This is a genomic window from Mesorhizobium sp. CU3 (genome assembly GCF_006442965.1).
In the GTDB taxonomy this organism is placed as follows: Bacteria; Pseudomonadota; Alphaproteobacteria; order Rhizobiales; family Rhizobiaceae; genus Mesorhizobium.
Genome location: NZ_VFWX01000016.1, coordinates 109,163 through 130,286, shown reverse-complemented (window position 1 = coordinate 130,286; position 21,124 = coordinate 109,163). Strand labels below are relative to the sequence as shown.

Below are 21,124 nucleotides of genomic sequence, written 5' to 3'. Positions count from 1 at the left end.
ACGACTTTCGTGCGGATCAGACGTTTTCGAGATGTTGTCCGTCAATGTCCCATTTGGGATGGGGTGTACTCTCGGATGCCAGGAACCAAGGAGGCAAGATCGTTCGCCGCCCCTTCAACGATGCAGACCTGGGCAGGAACGGCGGCAGGGATAAATGCGTTGCCTTCCTGGCCAATCGAGGCAAATCTCGGCCGGCGGCGGATGCCGAAACAGGAAGCAGTGAACGAAAAGGACAGGCAATGGACTCCGCCGCACTCAAGGCCATGCAAGCTCCGCTGAAGGACGCCTATCGCGACGATGCCGCCAGGGCGCTGATCACGCTACGCGCTCGCGGCACGCTCGACGACCAGTCGATCGCCTGCAAGGTGGAGACGGGCAGGGCGCTGGCGGTCGCCGGACTTCATCCGGCCACCGGCGGTTCCGGCCTCGAGCTCTGCTCCGGCGACATGCTGCTCGAGGCTTTGGTCGCTTGCGCCGGCGTGACGCTGAAAGCGGTGGCGACGGCGCTGGAGTTCAAGCTCGGCAACGCCACGGTCGAGGCCGAGGGCGACCTCGATTTCCGCGGCACGCTGGGTGTGGCCCGGGACGCGCCGGTCGGTTTTCGGGAGATAAGGCTGAAATTTGCCCTCGATACCGACGAGCCGCAGCAGCGCATCGATTCGCTGTTGAAGCTCACCGAGCGCTACTGCGTGGTGTTCCAGACGATCAACAGCAAGCCAAAGCTGAGCGTGAGCGCAAGGCGCTGACGCTACTGCGCCGCGGGCTCCTCGGCGTCCCCTTCATCGGTGAACGGCGAGGCGCTCGGCACGCAATTCACGGCCCAGCCGGCCGGCGTCGGCTGCTTCTGGTATTCGGTGATCGCGTTGGTGCATTGTTCGCGGGTGTCGAAGGTGCTTGGCAGCACCACCATGCCGCCCTGCGGGCCGGCGATCACCAGATACCAGACCAACGCTACGCTGGGGGTGGCAGCCATGGGAATTCCTCGCTTTGCTCAAATGTCGGAGTCGGATCGGTTCTAGCAACTCCTACCACAAGGCGAAAGCAGGGCGGCAAGAGAGCGCCCCCTCGGGTCATCACAGACCCGTGAACGGAGCGCTCTAAATGCATGTCGCGCAAAGTGTGCAGCGATTTTGCGGCAACGACGTGCATAAAAGACAAAGACCTAAAGCGCGTCGCCTGAATCCGTTTCAGCGCGACGCGCTTTAGTCGCCAGCGGTCATTCGGCCGCAAAGCAGTAGTAGAGGCCGTCGCCGCCGGTGCCTTTGAGTGCCTCCTGACTGCAGCCGCCGCGCGAGGCGTGCGAGGAATTCCACGATTTCGCCGCCGCCGAATCGTCGAGGCCGGTGCGGTCGTGATGGCCCATCATCGCCGCACCCTCCGCGCCGCTCATCGTCCAGTCGCCGCAGGTCTGGTCGGCGAGCCGGGTGCCGTCGGGCTTCGAACCGGTCAATATGTCGTGGCGGTTCGGCTTGTCGCCGCGGCCATTCACGACCTCGCCCTTCTCATCGAGCGCTGTCTGCTTGGTGATGCCATTGGCATCGCCGTGCAGCGAGGCGACGTCGTCGGCGATCTTCTCGCCCTTGGCGTTGAACCACGGACCCTTGCCGATACGGTCGCGCGCATCCTCGGCGCTGGAGGAGAGATAGGCGTGCCAGGTCTTGCCGGTGATGCCTGCCGCTTCCGCCAGCGACGCGCAATGCGCATCCGCGCCCTTCAGGCCACCGAGGTCGGCGCCTTTGCCGGAGCCGACGCTGGTGACGAAGAAACTCATCTTGGCGTCTTGCGAGAGGGCAGTGCCGGCTGTGGCCGCGAGCGCGGCGGCAGTGGCGGTGGCGGTGGCGGCGACGAGAAGAAGTCTGCGCATGTCGGTCCTCCGGTTTCGAATGTCCTACATTCGAAGAACGTTGCCGGAGGGCGGTTTAATCCGTCGCGAACCTTGCTTATTCCGGCTGCCGATAGGCGACGAAGCGGTTTTGCTTGGCCTGGAAGATCAGGCCCGTCTCCTTCAGTTCCGGGCTGGCCAGCGGCACGATGCGCCTGGCAATCTCCGAAGGATGCGGCAGGGTTTCCGGATCCTCGCCGGGCATCGCCTGCGCGCGCATCGCGGTGCGGGTTGCGCCCGGATCGACGGCGTTGACCCTCAGCGGCAGGCTCTCGGTCTCATGCGCCCAGGAACGCATCATGGTCTCGACCGCAGCCTTGGACGCCGCATAGGGCGCCCAGAAGGGACGCGCCGAATGGGCCGAATTGGCGGACATGATGATGGCGCGGCCGGCGTCGGAGAGCCTGAGCAGCGGATCGACGGAGCGGATCAGCCGCCATGTCGCGGTGACGTTGATGTTCATCACCTTCTCGAAGGTCTTGGCCTCGACATGGCCGATCGGCGAGATCACGCCGAGCACGGCGGCGTTGGCAACCAGGATATCGAGCTTGCCCCAGCGCTCATGGATGGCGCCGCCGAGGCGGTCGATGCCGGCCATGTCGGCAAGATCGAGCGGCACCAGTGTCGACTGTCCACGTCCGTCGGCCTTGATCTGGTCGTCGAGTTCTTCCAACCCGCCGACGGTGCGCGCCACCGCGATCACATGCGCGCCGGCAGCCGCCAGTTCACGGGCAAGGAAATAGCCGATGCCGCGCGAGGCGCCGGTGACGACCGCGACGCGGCCCGAAAGGTCGAGGGTCATGCAAGAATGTCCGTGGAGTGCTTAAGAGCCGCTCGACGCCAGCAGCGACAGCGTGCGCACATTGTCGTGGCCTTCGAAGTCGAGCAGGCGGGTGGGGTACTGTCCGGTGAAGCAGGCGTCGCAGAATTGCGGCTGCTCGTTGTCGCGGCCAGCCTCGCCGACGGCGCGGTAGAGCCCGTCGATCGACAGGAAGCCGAGCGAATCGACGCGGATGAACTCGGCCATCTCCTCGACCGACATGCGCGATGCCAAGAGCTTCGACTTTTCCGGCGTGTCGACGCCATAGAAGCAGGATGCACTGGTCGGCGGCGAGGCGATGCGCATATGCACTTCCTTGGCGCCGGCGTCGCGCACCATCTGCACGATCTTCTGGCTGGTGGTGCCGCGCACGATCGAGTCGTCGACCAGCACCACACGCTTGCCTTCGATCATGCGGCGGTTGGCGTTGTGCTTGAGCTTCACGCCCATGTGGCGGATGGAATCGCCCGGCTGGATGAAGGTTCGGCCGACATAGTGGTTGCGGATGATACCGAGCTCGAAGGGAATGCCCGCGGCCTGGGAAAAGCCGATCGCCGCCGGTGTGCCGGAATCCGGCACCGGCACGACGATATCGGCCTCGACGGGATTTTCCTGCGCAAGCTCGGCGCCGATGCGCTTCCTGACATCATAGACGTTGCGGCCTTCGACCGAGGAATCCGGCCGCGCGAAATAGACATATTCGAAGATGCAGAAGCGCGTCTTCTGCGGCTCGAACGGGAAGATGCTCTCGATGCCCTTGGAGGTGACGACCACCATCTCGCCGGGCTTGATGTCGCGCACGAAGCGGGCGCCGATGATGTCGAGCGCGCAGGTCTCGGAGGCGAGGATCCAGGCACCGTCCAGATCGCCCAGCACCAGCGGCCGGATGCCCAGCGGATCGCGGCAACCGATCATCTTCTTGGCGGTCATCGCCACCAGCGAGAAGGCGCCTTCGACCTGCCGCACGGCCTCGATGAAGCGCGAGTTGAGGTCGCGCTGCTTGCTGGTCGCGACCAGATGCAGCAGCGTCTCGGTGTCGGAGGTCGAGGAGAAGATCGAGCCCTGCTTCTGCAGCGTACGCTGCACGGTGAGCGCATTGGTGAGGTTGCCGTTATGGGCCACCGCCAGGCCGCCTTCGGCGAGCTCTGCAAAGAAGGGCTGGATGTTGCGCAGGCCGGCGCCGCCGGTTGTGGCATAGCGAGTGTGGCCGATGGCGCGATTGCCGGGCAGGCGGTCCAGCACATTCTGCTTGGTGAAGGTGTCGCCGATCAGGCCGACATGGCGTTCGACGTGGAATTGGCTGCCGTCATAAGAGACGATGCCGGCGGCTTCCTGGCCTCGATGCTGCAGGGCGTGCAGGCCGAGTGTGACGATGGCAGACGCGTCCTGCCGGCCGAAGATGCCGAATACGCCGCACTCGTCGTGGAAATGATCGTCAGCCTCGGCGGAAAGGACATTGCCTCTATCTGCCGTTGAGTCTGCCATCTGGTGCTCAAGCTCCGCTAAAGCTGCCATATAGGGCGATCGCTCGCAGAACGCAACGCACGCTTTCTTGCATTCACAACCGGTGCCAGTCAGGCCTAAGCGGCGTTAGGCCCGGCCGGCAATCAGTTTGCCGGCGCTGGAGCGGGGGCGGGGGCCGGAGCGGGCGCAGGTGTGGCTGGCGCCGGCTCGTTGTCGGCCGGGGCGTCGCCCTCGCTGTCGTCGGGCGCCGGCGCATTGTCGTCGCCGGCCGGCGGCTCGGCCGCTGGCTGGTCGCCGGTCGCCGGCGCGCCTGCCTGCGGCGCGCCCTTATGCGTGTATTTGTTGACCAGTTCTTCGGTGTTTTCCGGCAGCACGCTTTCCAGCTTGGCGCCGATCGTCTCGAGCAGTGGCCGCGACTTGGCGTTGGCGATCCAGGCTGGCGCCTTGGCGCCGGCCAGCCAGTTGAAGAACAACAGCGCCACTGCGACCACCAGGATGCCGCGCGCCGCGCCATAGAGGAAGCCGAGCGTGCGGTCGAGCGCGCCGATGCGTGAATCGATGATCCAGTCGGCAAGCTTCATGGTGATGACGGAGACGACGATCAGCGCAATGATGAAGACGACGCCGGCGGAGGCCGCCATGGCGATCTTGTCGTTCTCGACATAGGGCTGAACATAGGGCAGCACGGGCTTGTAGAAGAAGAACGCCGCCGCTGCAGCCGCTGCCCAGGAAACCACCGACAGCACTTCGCGAGAAAAGCCGCGCACCATGGCAAGCATTGCCGAGACCAGGGTGAAGCCGACGAGTATTCCGTCAAGCAGCGTAATCGGCATGTTTTTGCCCCACTCCGATCTCTGTTCACGGTCCGACGGACCGTATCACTCCCCCTCGTCGGCGCGGCTGCGCCGTGAGCCGGCTATGCGCGCCACAAGGTCGGCAAGCTCGGTGGGCTGGAACGCGCCGGCCCCGATTCCGCCGGCAACTTCCTCGCTGCCGAGCGGCAGAACCGCGCTACCGAAACCCAGCTTTTCGGCCTCTTTGAGGCGCTGCTGCGCATGCGCAACCGGCCTCACCGCGCCCGATAGGCTGATTTCGCCGAAATAGACGCAATCGGCGGGAAGGGCAAGACCGGTGAGCGACGAAACCAGTGCCGCGGCGACCGCGAGGTCGGCGGCCGGTTCCGAGATCCGGTAGCCGCCGGCGACGTTGAGATAGACGTCGTGCTGGCCGAAGCGCACGCCGCAATGCGCCTCCAGCACCGCCAGCACCATCGAGAGCCGCGCGCCGTCCCAGCCGACGACGGCGCGGCGCGGCGTGCCGAGCGAGGACGGCGCGACCAGCGCCTGGATCTCGACCAGCACGGGCCTGGTGCCTTCCATGCCGGCGAAAACCGCGGCGCCCGGCGACTTTGCGTGCCGTTCGCCGAGGAAAAGCTCGGACGGATTGGCGACTTCGCGCAGGCCCTTGTCCGACATCTCGAAGACGCCGATCTCGTCGGTCGGCCCAAAACGGTTCTTCACCGTACGCAGGATGCGGAAGTGATGATTGCCCTCGCCCTCGAAGTAGAGCACGCCGTCGACCATGTGCTCGACGACGCGAGGGCCGGCGATCTGGCCTTCCTTGGTGACATGGCCGACAAGCACGATCGCGGCGCCTGTGGATTTCGCGTAGCGGATCATCGCCTGGGCGGCCGCGCGCACCTGGGTGACCGTGCCCGGCGCCGAATCGGCAAGGTCGGTCCACAGCGTCTGGATGGAATCGAGGATGACGAGGTCCGGCCGCCTGCCGTCGGCGATGGTGGCGAGGATGTCCTCGACATTGGTCTCGGCGGCGAGTTCCACCGGCGTGTTGGCGACACCCAGGCGCTGAGCCCTCAGTCTGATCTGCGCGACAGCTTCTTCGCCCGAGACATAGACGATGCGATGGCCCTTCGAGGCGAGTGCCGCGGCGGCCTGCGTCAGCAGCGTCGACTTGCCGATGCCGGGATCGCCGCCGACCAGCAGCGCCGAGCCGCGCACGAAGCCGCCGCCGGTGGCGCGGTCGAGCTCGCCGATGCCCGAAACGATGCGCGGCGCGTCCTCGATGTCACCGGAGAGGCTGGTCAGCACCACCGCGCGGCCTTTTCGCGCGTTGCGGGTGTTCGCCGGCCCCGAGCCGATGCCGCCGGACGTGCCTTCCTCGACCAGCGTGTTCCACTCGCCGCAAGCATCGCATTTGCCCGCCCAGCGCTGATGCACCGAGCCGCAATTCTGGCAGATGAACTGAACGCGCGATTTAGCCAAAAGCTACTCAAACCTCTCCGGCAGATGATGCTCTTCCGCCAGATCGGAGAACCGCGTGAACTCGCCGTGGAAGGCGAGGCTGACGGTGCCGGTCGGTCCGTGGCGCTGCTTGGCGACGATGCACTCGGCCTTGCCGCGCGCCTCGTTCATTTCGTTTTCCCACTTGACGTATTCCTCGGTGCCGAGCTTCGGCTCGCGGTTCTTGAGGTAATACTCCTCGCGGTAGACGAACAGCACCACGTCGGCGTCCTGCTCGATGGAGCCGGATTCGCGCAGGTCCGAGAGCTGCGGGCGCTTGTCGTCGCGGCTTTCGACCTGACGCGACAGCTGCGACAGCGCGATGATCGGCACGCCGAGCTCCTTGGCCAGCGCCTTCAGGCCGGTGGTGATCTCGGTGATTTCCTGGACGCGATTCTGCGAGGCCTTCGCGCTCGAGCCCTGCATCAGCTGGATATAGTCGATGACGATGAGGTCGAGGCCGCGCTGGCGCTTCAGCCGGCGCGCGCGCGCCGAAAGCTGTGCGATCGAGATACCGCCGGTCTGGTCGATGAACAGCGGAATTTTTTGCATCGTCTGCGAGCAGGCGACGAGCTTTTCGAAATCCATCTCGGTGATCTCGCCGCGGCGGATTTTCGACGACGAGATCTCGGTCTGCTCGGAGATGATGCGGGTGGCGAGCTGCTCCGACGACATTTCCAGCGAGAAGAAACCGACCACGCCGCCATTGGCCGCCTTGAAGGAGCCATCGGCCTGCTGCGCCGGCACGTAGGCCTCGGCGATGTTGAAGGCGATGTTGGTGGCGAGAGACGTCTTGCCCATGCCGGGACGTCCGGCAAGCACGATGAGGTCGGAGGGCTGCAACCCGCCCATGCGGCGATCGAGGTCGCGCAGGCCGGTGGCGATTCCGGAAAGATGGCCGTCGCGCATATAGGCGGCGTTGGCCATGTCGACGGCGGTCTTCACCGCGTCGTTGAAGCTTTCGAAGCCGCCGTCGTAGCGGCCGGTTTCGGCGAGCTCGAACAGGCGCCGCTCGGCATCCTCGATCTGGTCGGAAGGCGACATGTCGACCGGCGCGTCATAGGCGATGTTGACCATGTCCTCGCCGACGGTGATCAGCGCGCGGCGCGTCGCGAGGTCGTAGATGGCGCGGCCGTAGTCGGTGGCGTTGACGACGGTGACGGCCTCGACCGCGAGCCGCACGACATATTGCGCGACCGTCATGTCGCCGACTTTCTCGTCGGCCGGCAGGAAGGTCTTGAGCGTGATCGGCGTCGCGATCTTGCCCATGCGGATCAGCTCCGCCGCCACTTCGAAGATCCGGCGGTGCAGCGGCTCATGGAAATGCGCCGGCTTGAGAAAATCCGAGACACGGTAGAAGGCGTCGTTGTTGACGAGGATGGCGCCAAGCAGCGCCTGCTCGGCCTCGATGTTGTTCGGTGCCTCGCGATAAAGCGGCGTCTCCGCCGCGCCGAATTTTCTCGCCGCCTCTGCCATGATGTCCCCGATTTCGATCCCGCCTTCCCGATATCAGAAGGAGACGGATCGAGTGCTGACCTTTCTGCAACAGTGCGTGTCGATGCGGGCTGGATTCACGTTGTTCACAGGAACGCCGAGCCATCCACAGGACAGTATTCCGGTGGCCCGATTCCGGTTGACTCGGCAAGGCACCATTCTTAGTTGCGGATATGGAACGAAGCAAGAACAATTTATATACTCACTGCCGCGGAGTGCTCGCTGTTCGCAAGCTGCCGCGTTTGTTCACGCGAAAAAATTTGGGCGTTCAAGATTAGCCGAAACACCCATCAAGTTGTCATCCACGGGCGGAGCAAGGAGCGAAGCGACGCGCGCAGACCCGAGGATCCATTCCGTGACGCATGAGCGTTGCAGCGGTTCAGAATGAGCTCTTTTCTGCACCGTCTTCACCCCTTGCCCGAGGTCACGGAATGGATCCTCGGGTCTGCGCGTCCGCTTCGCTCCCGCTCCGCCCGTGGATGACGACGTTCGGACGTTCTCGGGCCAATTGCCAACGCACCGCCGACGCTGCTCAGCCAATCGTATCGCCCCAGTCCGCCCGCCGCGCCGCCTTGAACACGTCCCCGTCGCGCTTGCTGAACAGGTGCTCGCCGGCGCTGCCGTCCGGCCGGCAGAGTTTCAGCACCACCCTGCCGGAGCCGCCCTTTGGCGGCGCGATCACCCGTGCCGGGTGCGCTGGCGCCGCATGCCGCGACGCGGCGAGATAGACGAACTTCTCGTCCTCCCACGGCACGTCGGCGTCCTTGACCAGCCGATGCAGCCGCGAGCGAGCGACGCGGCGAGCGAAATGGCACCAGTCGGGGGGCGCGAGCGGGCAGGGCACGTCATGCGGGCAGGGTGCCAGGACATGCGCGCCCGCCCCGATAAGTTGCTGTCGCGCGGCAAGGACGCGCTGCCAGCCGGCCGGCGTGCCGGGCTCGACGATGAGCATCGTGTCGGCCGTCAGCTGCCAGAGCCGGCCGACGAGTTTCGGCAGCGAGGCCGGCGCGACTTCGTCGAGCACATAGGCGATGCTGACCAGATCGGCAGGCTTGAGGCCGTCGAGATCGATTGTCGCATCGCCGGCGATCCAGTCGGTGCGGGCGGCAATCTTGCTGGCTGCCAGCGACTGCCCGACCTTGCGCACCGCTGCACTTGCCTCGACCAAGACGGCCTGTTCCAACTCCGGCCAGGCGTCTGTCGTGGCCCAAAGCATCGTGCCAGGCCCGGCACCGACATCGAGCAGGCTCTTGGGCTGGAAATCCGGGCGCGCATCGGCCAGCGCATCGAGGCTGGCGCGCACGGCGGCATAGGTGGCGGGCAGCCTCGTCGCGAGGTAAGCCTTGACAGCAATGTCCTCGCCCATATGCAGGCGGCCGTCGCGCAGTTCGGCGCGGTAGCGTTCCGAAAGCGTCTTCGCGGCCTGCTTGAGTGTCGCCAGCGGCACCTTTTCGAGCAGACTGTCGACGCCTTGCCGCAATGCGGCGGGGAGTTCCATCGCTTAAGCTCCCCGAGGCGCCAGAAGGATGACCGAGGCGCCGGCGATGCAGAGCGCCGCGCCCACCAGATCCCACCGGTCGGGCCGCACGCCTTCGACCAACCAAAGCCAGCCGAGCGAGGCAGCGATGTAGATGCCGCCATAGGCGGCATAGGCACGACCGGCGGCGTCCGTGTCGACCAGCGACAGCAGGAAAGCGAACAGCGCCAGCGAGACGAGGCCTGGGATCAACCAGAGTGGCGATTTCGTCATCCGCCACCACGACCAGAACGAGAAGCAGCCGGCGATTTCGGCAAGCGCGGCTGCGATGTAGATGAGGTAGGTCATGAGAAAGGCCTCGCGAACGAGACCTTTTTCGTGGCGTCAGGCCCTGATGGCAAGCGGCAATGCGCCGTCATTCCACCTTCTTGCGCCTGCGCGTCGGCTTGGCCGGCTGGGCAACTGGCGCGGCTGGCTCTTCGTGGCCGCGATCGCGCAGCTCCAGCGCCTTCTCGCATTTGGCCATGTAGTCGCGCGTCACCGGCAGCGTGTCGTTCCTCTTCGCGAGCTGGAACTGGAAGATCACCAGGTCCTGCCAGCGGAAAGCGGCTTCCGAAGCGGCGAGATAGAACTCCCACATGCGGCAGAAGCGCTCGTCATAGATCGCCTTGGCCTTGTCGCGGTTAGCTGCAAAGCGCAGGGCCCAATGCTTGAGCGTATCGGCGTAGTGGAGCCGCAACACCTCGATGTCGGTGATGACGAGGCCGGATTTCTCGATCGCCGGCATCACCTCGGAAAGCGCCGGGATGTAGCCGCCCGGGAAGATGTATTTGCGGATGAAGGCGCTGGTCGCCCATGGCACGCCGGAGCGGCCGATGGTGTGAAGCAGCATCACCCCGTCGGGCTTCAGAAGCGTCGCTGTCTTCTCGAAGAAGGTGCGGTAGTGATTGAGACCGACATGCTCGAACATGCCGACCGAGACGACGCGGTCGAAGCGTTCGTTGAGCGCGCGGTAATCCTTGAGCTCGAAATGCACGCGGTCCTGCAGCCCTTGCGCATGCGCGCGGTCGGTGGCCACCCCATGCTGCTCGGTCGACAAGGTCACGCCCTGCACGTCGACGTCGAAAGCCTGGGCAAGATAGAGGCCGAGCCCGCCCCAGCCGGAGCCGATGTCGAGCACTGTCTGGCCGGCCTTCAACCTCAGTTTGGCGGCGATGTGGCGCTTTTTGGCCAACTGCGCCTCGTCCAGCGTCATGTCGGGCTGTTCGAAATAGGCGCAGGAATACTGCATGTCCTCGTCGAGGAAGAGTTTGTAGAGATCGCCCGACAGGTCGTAGTGGCGCTCGACGTTTCGGCGCGAGCGCGCGGCGGTGTTGATCTGCTGGAGCCGGCGGAAGGCGTGGCGCAGGCCCTCGATCGCTTTCGACCAGGTCACGTCGATGCCGCTCGAGCCCATGTTCTGGAAGGCGATGCGCATCAGCCCGAGAACGCCGCCTTCGATCACGTCGAGCTCGCCGTCCATATAGGCTTCAGGCACCGCCAGCATCGGGTCGAAGGTGATGGCGCGTTCGGCATGCCTGGTCTTGATGCTGATGTGCACCGGCTCGCCGCTGCCGTCGCCGAACTTGTGCGTCGAGCCCTTCGGCCCGGTCACCTTGAGGTTGCCGACATGCACCAAGCGCTCGAGAACGTGTTTCAGCAGGATATTCATGACCAAATGTCCCCTCAGTCGGGGCACCGGGTAATTGGACTGGCCCGGTAACCGGACTGGAATGCCAAATCGAAGTTGCCACAGCGCGTCGCCCGCGTCCAATCGACGCGCCACGCTGCAATCTTGCATCAAGATATAGGGTGTCGGAAAGTTCCGATTGGCACAAAAAAGCCCAGGTCGATGACCCGGGCGTTAGTCCAGAATATCTGGAGGCCTGAAAAGCCGGGGCAGTGCCCCGGCTTGGCCCGATCAAGTTTGCGAGATCAGGCGTTCTCTTCGCCGCCTTCGAACTCGGCGTTCGGGTCGAAGAAGTTCTCCGGACGCGCGTTGTCGTTGATGTCGTCGCCATAGATGGCTTCGGCGGTGGTCAGCGTCTCGCCCTTGGCCTGGCGCTCGGCTTCGTCGGCCGAGCGGGCGATGTTGAGCGTCACGGTAACCTCGACTTCCGGGTGCAGCGCGATCGCCACATTGGTCAGGCCGATGGTCTTGATCGGGTGGTTGAGCTCGATCTGGTTGCGGTTGACGCTGAAGCCCTCGGCGGTGAGCAGGTCGGCGATGTCGCGGGTCGACACCGAACCGTAGAGCTGGCCGGTTTCGCCGGCCGAGCGCACGACGATGAAGTTCTTGCCGTCGAGCTTCTCGGCGACTTGGCTCGCTTCCGACTTGCGCTCCAGGTTACGGGCTTCGAGCTGGGCGCGCTGGCCCTCGAACTTCTTCTTGTTGGCGTCGTTGGCGCGCAGCGCCTTGCCCTGCGGGAGCAGGAAGTTACGGGCGAACCCGTCCTTGACCTTGACGGTGTCTCCCATCTGGCCGAGGCGGGAAATGCGCTCCAGGAGAATGACTTCCATGGTTTCGTTCCTTCGTTTTGGCGCCATCGCGGATGGCGTCGGATTTTCTGGAACAGGTCAGGAAGCAAAAAGGGCGTCGCCGCCGGTGTCGCTGTCCTGCCTGTCGCGGCAGTTAGAGGCCTTGGCCCCAACTCGGGATTTGATGCTCAATCCGACACGCCCGTCGCGCCGGTGAAAAGAGCGGGCGGCAAGCCGCCCGCTTGCTAGACCATGATCCCGAAAAGTGGATACCGGTTTTCGGAAAATATCATGGTCAAACCAAAGGCCTTAGCGAACCACGTAGGGCAGTAGGCCGAGGAAGCGGGCGCGCTTGATCGCCTTGGCGAGCTCGCGTTGCTTCTTCTGGCTGACAGCGGTGATGCGCGAGGGCACGATCTTGCCGCGCTCGGAAATGTAGCGCTGCAGCAGACGCACGTCCTTGTAGTCGATCTTGGGCGCGTTGGCGCCGGAGAACGGGCAGGTCTTGCGGCGGCGGTGGAACGGACGCCGGGTCGGGATCTGGTTGATGTCGACCATTATTCTGCTCCTTCAACGGCTTCGCGCGGACGGCGCGGACCGCGCTCGCCATCGAAGCTGCGCGGCGGGCGATCGCCACGGTCGCCGCGATCGCGGTCGCCGAACGAACGCGGACCGCGGTCGCCACGCTCGCGGTCGCCGAAGCCGCCGCGCTCGGAGCGCTCTTCGCGCTTCTGCATCATGGCCGACGGGCCTTCCTCATGCGCCTCGACCTTGACGGTGAGGAAGCGCAGCACGTCTTCCGACAGGCCCATCTGGCGCTCCATCTCGTTGAGCGCGGCCGGCGGGCAGTTGATGTCCATCAGCGTGTAGTAAGCCTTCCGGTTCTTCTTGACCCGGTAGGTGAGGGACTTCAGTCCCCAGTTCTCGATCCGGCCGACCGAGCCGCCATTCGCGGAGATGACGCCCTTGTACTGTTCGACAAGCGCGTCAACCTGCTGCTGCGACAGGTCCTGCCGGGCAAGAAACACATGTTCGTAAAGAGCCATTATGTTTTAGTGCCTTTCTTCGTTTCTCTGGACCGGCCCTCGCGGCTAAGCCTCTGCAACTTGTCTGACCCGGCAAAGCGGGGAAGAAAGGAGCATCGCGAGACGGTCGAGAGCGGAGACACGGGAGGCTGGAAGCCCTTCTGGCTTCGTGTCGCGGCTTTTCAAAGGCCACGGCCCTCCGTTCAGCCCCCAGCAAGGACCGGCAGATTGCGGGCGTCTATATAGCAATTCGTCAGGAAGGCAAGGGCGGGTAGTGTCCCAAGCGCGGCCGCAAGGTGTCGGGGCTCAAGAAAAACGTCAACGACTGCCATTCGTCGATTTTATCGATTTTCCGGTAAGCCCGTTTTAACCAACCCCACAAGGTTGCGCTGGGTTGTAACCGCCCGTTTATCATGAAGGGCGCATGAAACCCCTACAGGCCGCATCGCGGCAGGAATAACGGCAATTCCGGGGGTAGGGGATGCTTCTCAGACAGTTTTGGCGCTCAAGGCGCGGCAATTTCTCATTGATGCTGGCGCTTGGGGTTCCAGCGATCCTGGGCGCCGTGGCCTTCGCCTCCGACGTCTCGACGCTGATGCGGGCAAAAAGCAATCTGCAGAACGCGCTCGACGCCGCGAATCTTGCCTCCTCGCATCTCGGCGATATCGATGTCTCGCGCAGCGAGGTCTTCGGCCGCTATTTCCAGGCCAATGTCGCCACCCATGGCGAACTCGTCAACGCCAGGGCGACGCTGACCGTCGACAAGGGTGTCAACTACGTCAAGACCAAGGCCGTAGCCTCGGCCGACATCAATCTCAATTTCGCTTTCCTCTTTGGCTCCGAGAAACATATCCAGGTCGACGCCTCGGCCGTGGAATCGAACAACCAGCTCGAGGTGGTGCTGGTGCTCGACAACACCGGCTCGATGGCCGGCGCCCGCATCACCGCGCTCAGGACGGCGACCAAGTCGCTGCTCGACTATCTCGAAGCGGCTAAGTCGCCGACGCGCCAGGTACGGGCCTCGCTGGTGCCGTTCGTCACTGCCGTGAACGTCAACGGCCCGGAATTCGACCCGTCCTGGATCGACATGAACGGCCAATCGTCCACCAACGGCATCAATTTTCCGGTGGTCAAGGGCAAGCGCCCCGATCACATGTCGCTGTTCAAACAGCTTCAGAAAGACATTCCGGCACTGAAGCACACCGGCTGGAAGGGCACCGGCTGGAAAGGCTGCGTCGAGGCGCGGCCCGGAACGTTGAACATCTCCGATACGCCGCCCGATCCTTCCAACCCGGACACGCTGTTCGTGCCCTATTTCGCGCCGGACGATCCCGATGTCGCCAAGAAGCCATCTTCCTCCTATGGCAATTCGTCGACCGGCTACAACAATTCCTACCTCGACGACACGATCGACACCAGCAAGCTGAGCGACAACATATTGGGCATCGATCTCAGCGGCCTTGTGACCGGCCTGGTCGACGCGCTTCTCGGCGCAGATCTGAAGAAAATCGGAAAATATGTCGCCTCGACCAATAAGCTGATCACGGAAACGGGCGGAACGATAACCATCGGGCCGAACCGATCCTGCCCGACGCCTATCGTGCCGCTGACCGACGATTTCAACAGTCTGCGTACCGCGGCCGCCCAGATGAGCGAATGGAACGGCTCCGGCACCAATGTCTCGGAAGGTCTCGCCTGGGGCCAGCGGGTGCTGTCGCCGCAGCCGCCCTACACCGACGCCGCTCCGTACAAGACGGCGGGGGTCACCAAGGTGGTGATGCTTCTGACCGACGGCGAGAACGTCGTCTACGGCGCCTCCAACACGCCGCAGAAGTCGGACTACACCTCCTATGGCTATCTCGCCGGGGGCCGCTTCGGCTCGGACAACCAGACTGCGGCGGCGCGCAACGTCGACGGCTGGACCAAGGATGTCTGTTCGCAGCTGAAGAGCCAGGGCGTGCAGATCTACACCATGGTGCTGCAGGCCGACACCGCCGCCAATCGCTCGCTCTACAGCGCCTGCGCCTCAGACCCGAGCGACTACTACGCCGTCGAGGACCCGGCCAAATTGCCCAACGTCTTCCAGTCGATCGCCAACAAGTTCTCCAGGTTGCAGCTTACGAACTGACGCTGCGCCTGTTCTTGGAGCGGGTATCGCGGGCGGGCCGGCGCTAAACCCAGCGGACATGTCAGTTCCCGCGCGATCGGGTCTTCGCGTATCCTTCGAACGGCGTCCGCATTTCGGCACGCGCGACGACAAAATGGCGCCGACGGCCTGAGGGCGCTGCCTCAGCTCGTATGCGCGACGACCTTGTCGACAGTCTCCGGGAAGAAATCCGGCGCCGAATTGCGCTTGCCGAACATCATGTCGTACTGGATAAGCCGGAAGTCGTTGATCTTCGGGTCGATCTGCTTCTGCCTCGCCCAGTCCGGCGTCGCTTCGCCAGACGGTGACAAAAGCAGGTTGCGGTCGACGACGCGGTAGTGTTGCCGCAGAGCGCCGAGGAAGCCGGTGTAATAAGGGTGGGTGATGCCCGCCTCGGTGAGGATGTGGTAGGGCAGGAAGGCCGGGCTTACCGACCCCAGGTTCTGGACGGGCCCGGTGCGGTTCGACCAGATGACCAGCGGCGTGTCGTGATGCTCGAGCGCAGCGCCCGCGCTGGGCTCCTTGCGCGGCGCGACATTGTCCTTGAGATAGCCCGTCTCGACATAGACGGGCCCCAGCGGCGGCAGATGGTCGCCGAAGAAGGCGAGGATGGTCGGGCGCTTGCGCGCCTTCGCCCAGTCGATCAGGCGCTGGAGGCCATGATCGGCGTCGGCCGAGCCTTCGGCGTAGGAAAGTAGCGATTCCCGCGCCCAGGAGCTGATCGGCGCATCCACCGTGTGCGTCGGGTTAGAGTAGCGGTAAGGCTCGTAAGGCCCGTGGTTCTGCAGGCTGACCGCAAAGAAGAACACCGGGTCATCGCTGGCATCGGCCTCGCGGATGATTTCGTCGGTCATCGCCGCGTCGGAGGCCAGCGGGCCGCGCTTTTCCATCGGCGGCAGCGTCTCTTCCGACTTGAAGTCCTTGAAGCCGAAATCGGCATAGACCGCGCCGCGGTTCCAGAACCAGTTGGTACCGGGATGGATGGCGCGCGCATTATAGCCTTCGCTCTTCAGGAAGGTCGCCAGTGACGGGGTAGGGGTGCGCACATATTGCTGGTAGGGGATCGAACCCGCCGGCAGGAAGGCATTCGAAAAGCCGGTCAGCGCCTCGAACTCGATATTGGCGGTCATGCCGCCGAATTCGGGCGAGAACATCGAGCCGGAGCGCAGCGCCCGCACCGTCGGGATCGGGTCGGGCTTGATGGTGACGCCAGGCAACTGCGTCGGGTCCCAGAAGGATTCGCTCATCACCACGATGATGTCGGGCTTTTCCTCGGGCACCGAGGCGACGACATCCGGCCGCTGGATCGCGGCCATGGTCTTGTCGGAATAGCCGGGCGGCGCCGAGACATGCGCCATCGGCACGTTCATGGCGAAGGCGAGCGCAAAGCCGTTGGAGGCGTAGTTTTCCTTCTGGTCCCACATGATCGGGATGATCTGCAGCCGGTCGCGCGTCCACGAGAAGGTGGCGTAGTCCATGATCGAGACGAAGAAGGCGAGCAGCGGCACCGTCAGCGCCAGCCGTGCCAGCCGACCCTTGCGGCTGAGGATCGGCACGCGCCGGCGCCACAGCCGCCAGCCATAGACGAGCAAAGTGAGTCCGCCGATGATGCCCGCGGCCAGCATGATCGCAGTCCACGGGCGCTCGCGCACCAGAAGCGGCATCAACGCCATGATCTGGCGGGCGAAGAGGAAGTCCGTCGGGTAGAGCGGGTCGCCGAGATAATGCGATTTCTGGTGGCCGACAAAGGCCAGCGCCAGCGTCAGCGGCGCTACGATCATCAGGCTTTGATGGCTGCGGCCTAGAATGGCGTCGAGACCGACCATGATCAGCGCGAAGACGATGATCGTGGTCCAGCCCGGCTTGAAGGGTTGCAGGAAGAAATCGACCGTGCCGAGGAAGTCGCCGCGCACGATCCATTCGATGGCAAAGACAAGCAGCGCCGAAACAAGAAGTGTCGCCAAGCCATAACGCACGGTCGGCCAGAGACGCCCCGGCAGATAGCCGGTGGACGGATCGTCTTCCAAAAACCGCGGCACGGGTTTGGCCGCGCCTTTCCTGATCCTTGCCACTCAACTTCCCCCGTGCCCACGCGACACGCCTTCCACGCACGTCACGCTTCTGTCATCGAACTGTCACCCAAAGCTAGCGCCTGTGGCGGAAATAAGAAGAGCCAGCGAACGATTCGTGAGCGGTTTTCATCAGGTGTGATCGAAAAAAAGCCTTTTGGAACAGGCAGTCAGCCGGCTTTCTGGGTTGAAAGAGCGCCCGAATGGCAGCCCGCGGGCTTGACTTGGCCGTCCGCCTTGCGCCAGAGGCAGGAGAAAACCAGCCTCTGGAGAGTTGAAAAATGGCCGTCGCATTCACCTTCCCGGGCCAGGGCAGCCAGGCCGTCGGTATGGGCAAGGACCTGGCCGACGCCTTCCCCGAAGCACGCCGCGTCTTCGAGGAAGTCGATGCGGCATTGGGCGAAAACCTGTCCAAGCTGATCTGGGAAGGGCCTGAAGAGACGTTGACGCTGACCGCGAACGCCCAGCCGGCGCTGATGGCGGTATCGCTGGCGGCAATGCGGGCGCTGGAAGCGCCCGGCTTTTCGCTGAAGGGCAAGGTGGCCTATGTCGCCGGCCATTCGCTGGGCGAGTATTCCGCGCTTGCCGCCGCGGGCTTCGTTTCGGTCGGTGATGCGGCCAAGCTGCTGCGCACGCGCGGCAACGCCATGCAAGCGGCGGTGCCGGCGGGCGAGGGCGCCATGGCCGCCATCATTGGTCTCGAGCAGGCCGATGTCGAAGCGGCCTGCGCCGAGGCCGCGAAGGGTTCCGTCTGCCAGGTCGCCAACGACAATGGCGGCGGCCAGCTGGTGATTTCCGGCGCCAAGGCGGCGGTGGAGCTGGCGGCGAAGCTTTGCACCGAGAAGGGCGCCAAGCGCGCGCTGATGCTGCAGGTCTCGGCACCCTTCCATTCGGCGCTGATGGCGCCGGCCGCTGCTATCATGCGCGAGGCGCTGGCCAGCGTGGCGAAGCACGCGCCCGTGGTTCCGGTCGTCTCCAACGTCACCGTGACGCCGACCAGCGACCCGGACGAGATCGCGCGGCGCCTGGTCGAGCAGGTTACGGGCCGCGTGCGCTGGCGCGAGACGGTGGAATGGTTCGGTGCCAATGGCGTGTCGAGCCTCTACGAAGTCGGCGCCGGCAAGGTGCTGTCGGGCTTGGCGCGCCGCATCAATCGCGACATCGCCACCGGCGCTATCGGCACGGCGGCGGAAGTCGAGGCGGCGCTGGCGGCGTTGGGCTGAGGAACGCTCGAACGTTACCGGTAGGTGTCGAATGTCCCCTTCGAAGATTGGTCGAGGCAAAGCTGAACACCTGGCCGAGGACTATCGCGTTGCAACTGAGGTTCTGGAGCGCATTCGGCGCGGTGAGGAGTACGTCCTAAGCGCCGAAGATTTCTGGCATGGCTTGGATGATTTGACGTATACGGAACCGGGAACGCCCGTGGCGAATTCGGAAAAATGAGGTTGAAAAAATGTTCGAACTGACCGGCCGCAAGGCGCTCGTCACCGGCGCATCGGGGGGCATCGGCGAAGCGATCGCCCGGGTGCTGCACAGCCAGGGCGCGATCGTCGGCCTGCACGGCACACGCGTCGAGAAGCTGGAAGCGCTGGCCAATGAGCTTGGCGACCGCGTGAAGCTGTTTCCCGCCGATCTGACGAACCGCGACGCGGTCAAGGCGCTGGGACAGAAGGCCGAGGCCGATCTCGAGGGCGTCGACATCCTGGTCAACAATGCCGGCATCACCAAGGACGGGCTGTTCGTGCGCATGCCGGACACCGACTGGGACAGCGTCATCGAGGTCAACCTCACCGCCGTGTTCCGGCTGACCCGCGAACTGACGCATCCGATGATGCGCCGCCGCCATGGCCGCATCATCAACATCACCTCGGTGGTCGGCGTCACCGGCAATCCCGGCCAGACCAATTACTGCGCCTCAAAGGCCGGCATGATCGGCTTTTCCAAGTCGCTGGCGCAGGAGATCGCCACCCGCAACATCACCGTCAACTGCGTCGCCCCGGGCTTCATCGAATCGGCCATGACCGACAAGCTCAACGACAAGCAGAAAGAGACGATCATGGCCGCCATCCCGACCCGGCGCATGGGCACGAGCGTTGAAGTGGCGTCGGCGGTGGCCTATCTCGCCTCCAACGAAGCAGGCTACGTCACCGGTCAGACCATTCACGTGAACGGCGGGATGGCGATGATCTGAGGAGGGGCCCGAGCGCCTGTGAAAACAGCCATTTCGGCTTGGACGCCCGGCCTTTTTCGTGTAATGCGGCCCGCAACCCGGCGGTTCGGGCAAAAACCGGTCCTGTGGCGTTGCGTTGCCCGCAAGACCATCTTTCAGCTTGATTAGCGGCATTCCGCCCGCTAACGAAGACAGACAACATAAGACGAGGATTGCCCCAAATGAGTGACACCGCAGAGCGCGTCAAGAAGATCGTCATCGAGCATCTCGGCGTCGATGCCGACAAGGTGACGGAGCAGGCGAGCTTCATCGACGATCTGGGCGCGGACAGCCTCGACACGGTCGAACTCGTCATGGCGTTCGAAGAAGAGTTCGGCGTCGAGATTCCGGATGATGCCGCCGAGACCATCCTCACTGTCGGCGATGCCGTAAAGTACATCGACAAGGCCTCGGCCTGAGATTTTTCGCAGGCATTACCGGGGAGGACCTGCGATGAGGCGTGTCGTCGTCACGGGCCTTGGCCTGCTTTCGCCGTTCGGCATGGGCGTCGAGCACAGCTGGCGGGAATTGCTCTCCGGCCGCAGCGCCTGCCGCCGCGTCACCGAATTTGAGGTGGACGATCTTGCCTGCAAGATCGCCCACATCATTCCGCGCGGCGACGGCTCCAACGGCACCTTCAATCCCGAAGCCGTGCTCGAGCCGAAGGAGTTGCGCAAGATCGGCGACTTCATCCTTTACGGCATCGCGGCCGCCGACGAGGCGCTGGCCGATTCCGGCTGGAAGCCCGAGACGCATGAGGAACAGTGCGCCACCGGCGTGCTGATCGGCTCCGGCATCGGCGGCATCGACGGCATTGCCGAAAACGCGCTGACGCTGAAGGAGCGCGGTCCCCGCCGCATCAGCCCCTTCTTCATCCCCGGGCAGATCATCAACCTGGTTTCAGGCCAGGTCTCCATCCGCCATGGGCTGAAAGGCCCGAACCACGCGGTGGTCACCGCCTGCTCGACCGGTGCGCATGCCATCGGCGACGCGGCGAGGCTGATCATGTGGGGCGATGCCGACGTCATGGTGGCGGGTGGCGCCGAGGCGCCGATCACCCGGCTGTCGATCGCCGGCTTCGCGGCCTGCCGCGCGCTCTCCACCGAGCGCAACGACACGCCCGAAATCGCGTCGCGTCCCTATGACCGCGACCGCGACGGCTTCGTCATGGGCGAGGGTGCCGGTGTCGTCGTTCTGGAAGAACTCGAGCACGCCAAGGCGCGCGGCGCGAAAATCTATGCCGAGGTCACCGGCTACGGCCTGACGGGCGACGCCTATCACATCACGGCGCCGGCCGAGGATGGCGACGGCGCCTTCCGCTGCATGACGGCGGCACTGAACCGGGCGAAGCTGTCGCCGGCCGACATCGACTACATCAACGCCCACGGTACCTCGACCATGGCCGACACGATCGAGCTCGGCGCGGTCGAGCGGCTGGTCGGCAACGCCGCCTCGAAGATCTCGATGTCGTCGACCAAGTCGTCGATCGGCCATCTTCTGGGTGCTGCCGGCGCCGCCGAGGCGATCTTCTCGATCCTCGCCATCCGCGACAATGTCGCGCCGGCGACCATCAACCTCGAAAATCCGGAACGCGAGACGGCGATCGACCTCGTGCCCAACAAGCCGCGTGAGCGGCAGATCGATGTCGCGCTGTCGAACTCCTTCGGCTTTGGCGGCACCAACGCGTCGCTGGTGTTCCAGCGCTACAGTGCCTGAGTAAT

At 64.4% G+C, this 21,124-nt stretch carries 20 protein-coding genes; 6 read left to right on the top strand and 14 right to left on the bottom strand.

The genetic code is table 11. The features are described from left to right. Positions 1–239 precede the first annotated feature (239 nt). Positions 240–746, top strand: coding sequence for an OsmC family protein (locus FJ988_RS23205; protein WP_140820667.1), 507 nt, complete (start codon positions 240–242; stop codon positions 744–746). 2 nt (positions 747–748) lie between these two features. Here FJ988_RS23205 and FJ988_RS23200 read toward each other — a convergent pair whose 3' ends face one another. From FJ988_RS23200 to rpsF, 13 genes are all read right to left on the bottom strand, one after another. Continuing rightward, entirely contained in the window at positions 749–973 is a 225-nt protein-coding gene (locus FJ988_RS23200; protein ID WP_140820666.1) for a hypothetical protein, read from the bottom strand. Between the two features lie 243 nt (positions 974–1,216). Continuing rightward, positions 1,217–1,864, bottom strand: a complete 648-nt coding sequence (locus FJ988_RS23195) for a hypothetical protein (RefSeq protein ID WP_140820665.1) — start codon at positions 1,862–1,864, stop codon at positions 1,217–1,219. A 76-nt stretch (positions 1,865–1,940) separates the two neighbouring features. Further along, positions 1,941–2,684 carry an SDR family NAD(P)-dependent oxidoreductase gene (locus tag FJ988_RS23190; protein WP_140820664.1) on the bottom strand — a complete coding sequence of 248 codons (744 nt, stop codon included), beginning with the start codon at positions 2,682–2,684 and terminating at the stop codon, positions 1,941–1,943. A gap of 21 nt (positions 2,685–2,705) precedes the next feature. After that, complete coding sequence (gene purF / locus FJ988_RS23185; RefSeq protein ID WP_140820663.1) at positions 2,706–4,187, bottom strand: amidophosphoribosyltransferase; 1,482 nt, start codon at positions 4,185–4,187, stop codon at positions 2,706–2,708. A 122-nt stretch (positions 4,188–4,309) separates the two neighbouring features. Further along, positions 4,310–4,999, bottom strand: a complete 690-nt coding sequence (locus tag FJ988_RS23180) for a CvpA family protein (protein WP_140820662.1) — start codon at positions 4,997–4,999, stop codon at positions 4,310–4,312. Positions 5,000–5,044: 45 nt separating this feature from the next. After that, positions 5,045–6,448 carry a DNA repair protein RadA gene (radA, locus tag FJ988_RS23175; protein WP_140820661.1) on the bottom strand — a complete coding sequence of 468 codons (1,404 nt, stop codon included), beginning with the start codon at positions 6,446–6,448 and terminating at the stop codon, positions 5,045–5,047. A 3-nt stretch (positions 6,449–6,451) separates the two neighbouring features. Beyond that, positions 6,452–7,942, bottom strand: coding sequence for a replicative DNA helicase (locus FJ988_RS23170; protein WP_140820660.1), 1,491 nt, complete (start codon positions 7,940–7,942; stop codon positions 6,452–6,454). Positions 7,943–8,492: 550 nt separating this feature from the next. Continuing rightward, positions 8,493–9,458 (bottom strand): small ribosomal subunit Rsm22 family protein, encoded by a 966-nt coding sequence (locus tag FJ988_RS23165; protein ID WP_140820659.1) that lies wholly within the window; start codon positions 9,456–9,458, stop codon positions 8,493–8,495. A gap of 3 nt (positions 9,459–9,461) precedes the next feature. Continuing rightward, entirely contained in the window at positions 9,462–9,785 is a 324-nt protein-coding gene (locus FJ988_RS23160) for a YnfA family protein (RefSeq protein WP_140820658.1), read from the bottom strand. Positions 9,786–9,852: 67 nt separating this feature from the next. Next, on the bottom strand, positions 9,853–11,148 hold the full coding sequence (locus FJ988_RS23155; RefSeq protein ID WP_140820657.1) for a cyclopropane-fatty-acyl-phospholipid synthase family protein: 1,296 nt from the start codon (positions 11,146–11,148) through the stop codon (positions 9,853–9,855). 263 nt (positions 11,149–11,411) lie between these two features. After that, on the bottom strand, positions 11,412–11,996 hold the full coding sequence (gene rplI / locus FJ988_RS23150) for a 50S ribosomal protein L9 (protein WP_140820656.1): 585 nt from the start codon (positions 11,994–11,996) through the stop codon (positions 11,412–11,414). Between the two features lie 267 nt (positions 11,997–12,263). Next, the gene (gene rpsR / locus FJ988_RS23145; protein WP_006203718.1) at positions 12,264–12,512 is read right to left on the bottom strand and encodes a 30S ribosomal protein S18; all 249 of its coding nucleotides are present in this window, start codon (positions 12,510–12,512) and stop codon (positions 12,264–12,266) included. After that, positions 12,512–13,000 carry a 30S ribosomal protein S6 gene (gene rpsF, locus FJ988_RS23140; RefSeq protein ID WP_140820655.1) on the bottom strand — a complete coding sequence of 163 codons (489 nt, stop codon included), beginning with the start codon at positions 12,998–13,000 and terminating at the stop codon, positions 12,512–12,514. Before rpsF ends, rpsR begins: the two co-directional genes overlap by 1 nt. A gap of 460 nt (positions 13,001–13,460) precedes the next feature. Between rpsF and FJ988_RS23135 the strand changes: the two genes are divergently transcribed. Further along, positions 13,461–15,107 (top strand): pilus assembly protein, encoded by a 1,647-nt coding sequence (locus tag FJ988_RS23135; protein WP_140820654.1) that lies wholly within the window; start codon positions 13,461–13,463, stop codon positions 15,105–15,107. A gap of 161 nt (positions 15,108–15,268) precedes the next feature. Here FJ988_RS23135 and FJ988_RS23130 read toward each other — a convergent pair whose 3' ends face one another. Continuing rightward, entirely contained in the window at positions 15,269–17,197 is a 1,929-nt protein-coding gene (locus FJ988_RS23130) for an LTA synthase family protein (RefSeq protein ID WP_140820653.1), read from the bottom strand. A gap of 278 nt (positions 17,198–17,475) precedes the next feature. On the opposite strand from FJ988_RS23130, the gene fabD reads away from it, so the two are divergent. The 4 genes from fabD to fabF all read left to right on the top strand — a co-directional run bounded on the left by fabD (position 17,476) and on the right by fabF (position 21,119). Beyond that, positions 17,476–18,417, top strand: coding sequence for an ACP S-malonyltransferase (fabD, locus tag FJ988_RS23125; RefSeq protein ID WP_140820652.1), 942 nt, complete (start codon positions 17,476–17,478; stop codon positions 18,415–18,417). 230 nt (positions 18,418–18,647) lie between these two features. After that, complete coding sequence (gene fabG / locus FJ988_RS23115; RefSeq protein ID WP_140820650.1) at positions 18,648–19,385, top strand: 3-oxoacyl-[acyl-carrier-protein] reductase; 738 nt, start codon at positions 18,648–18,650, stop codon at positions 19,383–19,385. 200 nt (positions 19,386–19,585) lie between these two features. Further along, positions 19,586–19,822, top strand: coding sequence for an acyl carrier protein (locus FJ988_RS23110; RefSeq protein WP_006203723.1), 237 nt, complete (start codon positions 19,586–19,588; stop codon positions 19,820–19,822). Positions 19,823–19,856: 34 nt separating this feature from the next. Beyond that, positions 19,857–21,119: a beta-ketoacyl-ACP synthase II gene (gene fabF, locus FJ988_RS23105; protein WP_140820649.1), complete on the top strand. Its 1,263-nt coding sequence runs from the start codon at positions 19,857–19,859 to the stop codon at positions 21,117–21,119. Positions 21,120–21,124 lie beyond the last annotated feature (5 nt).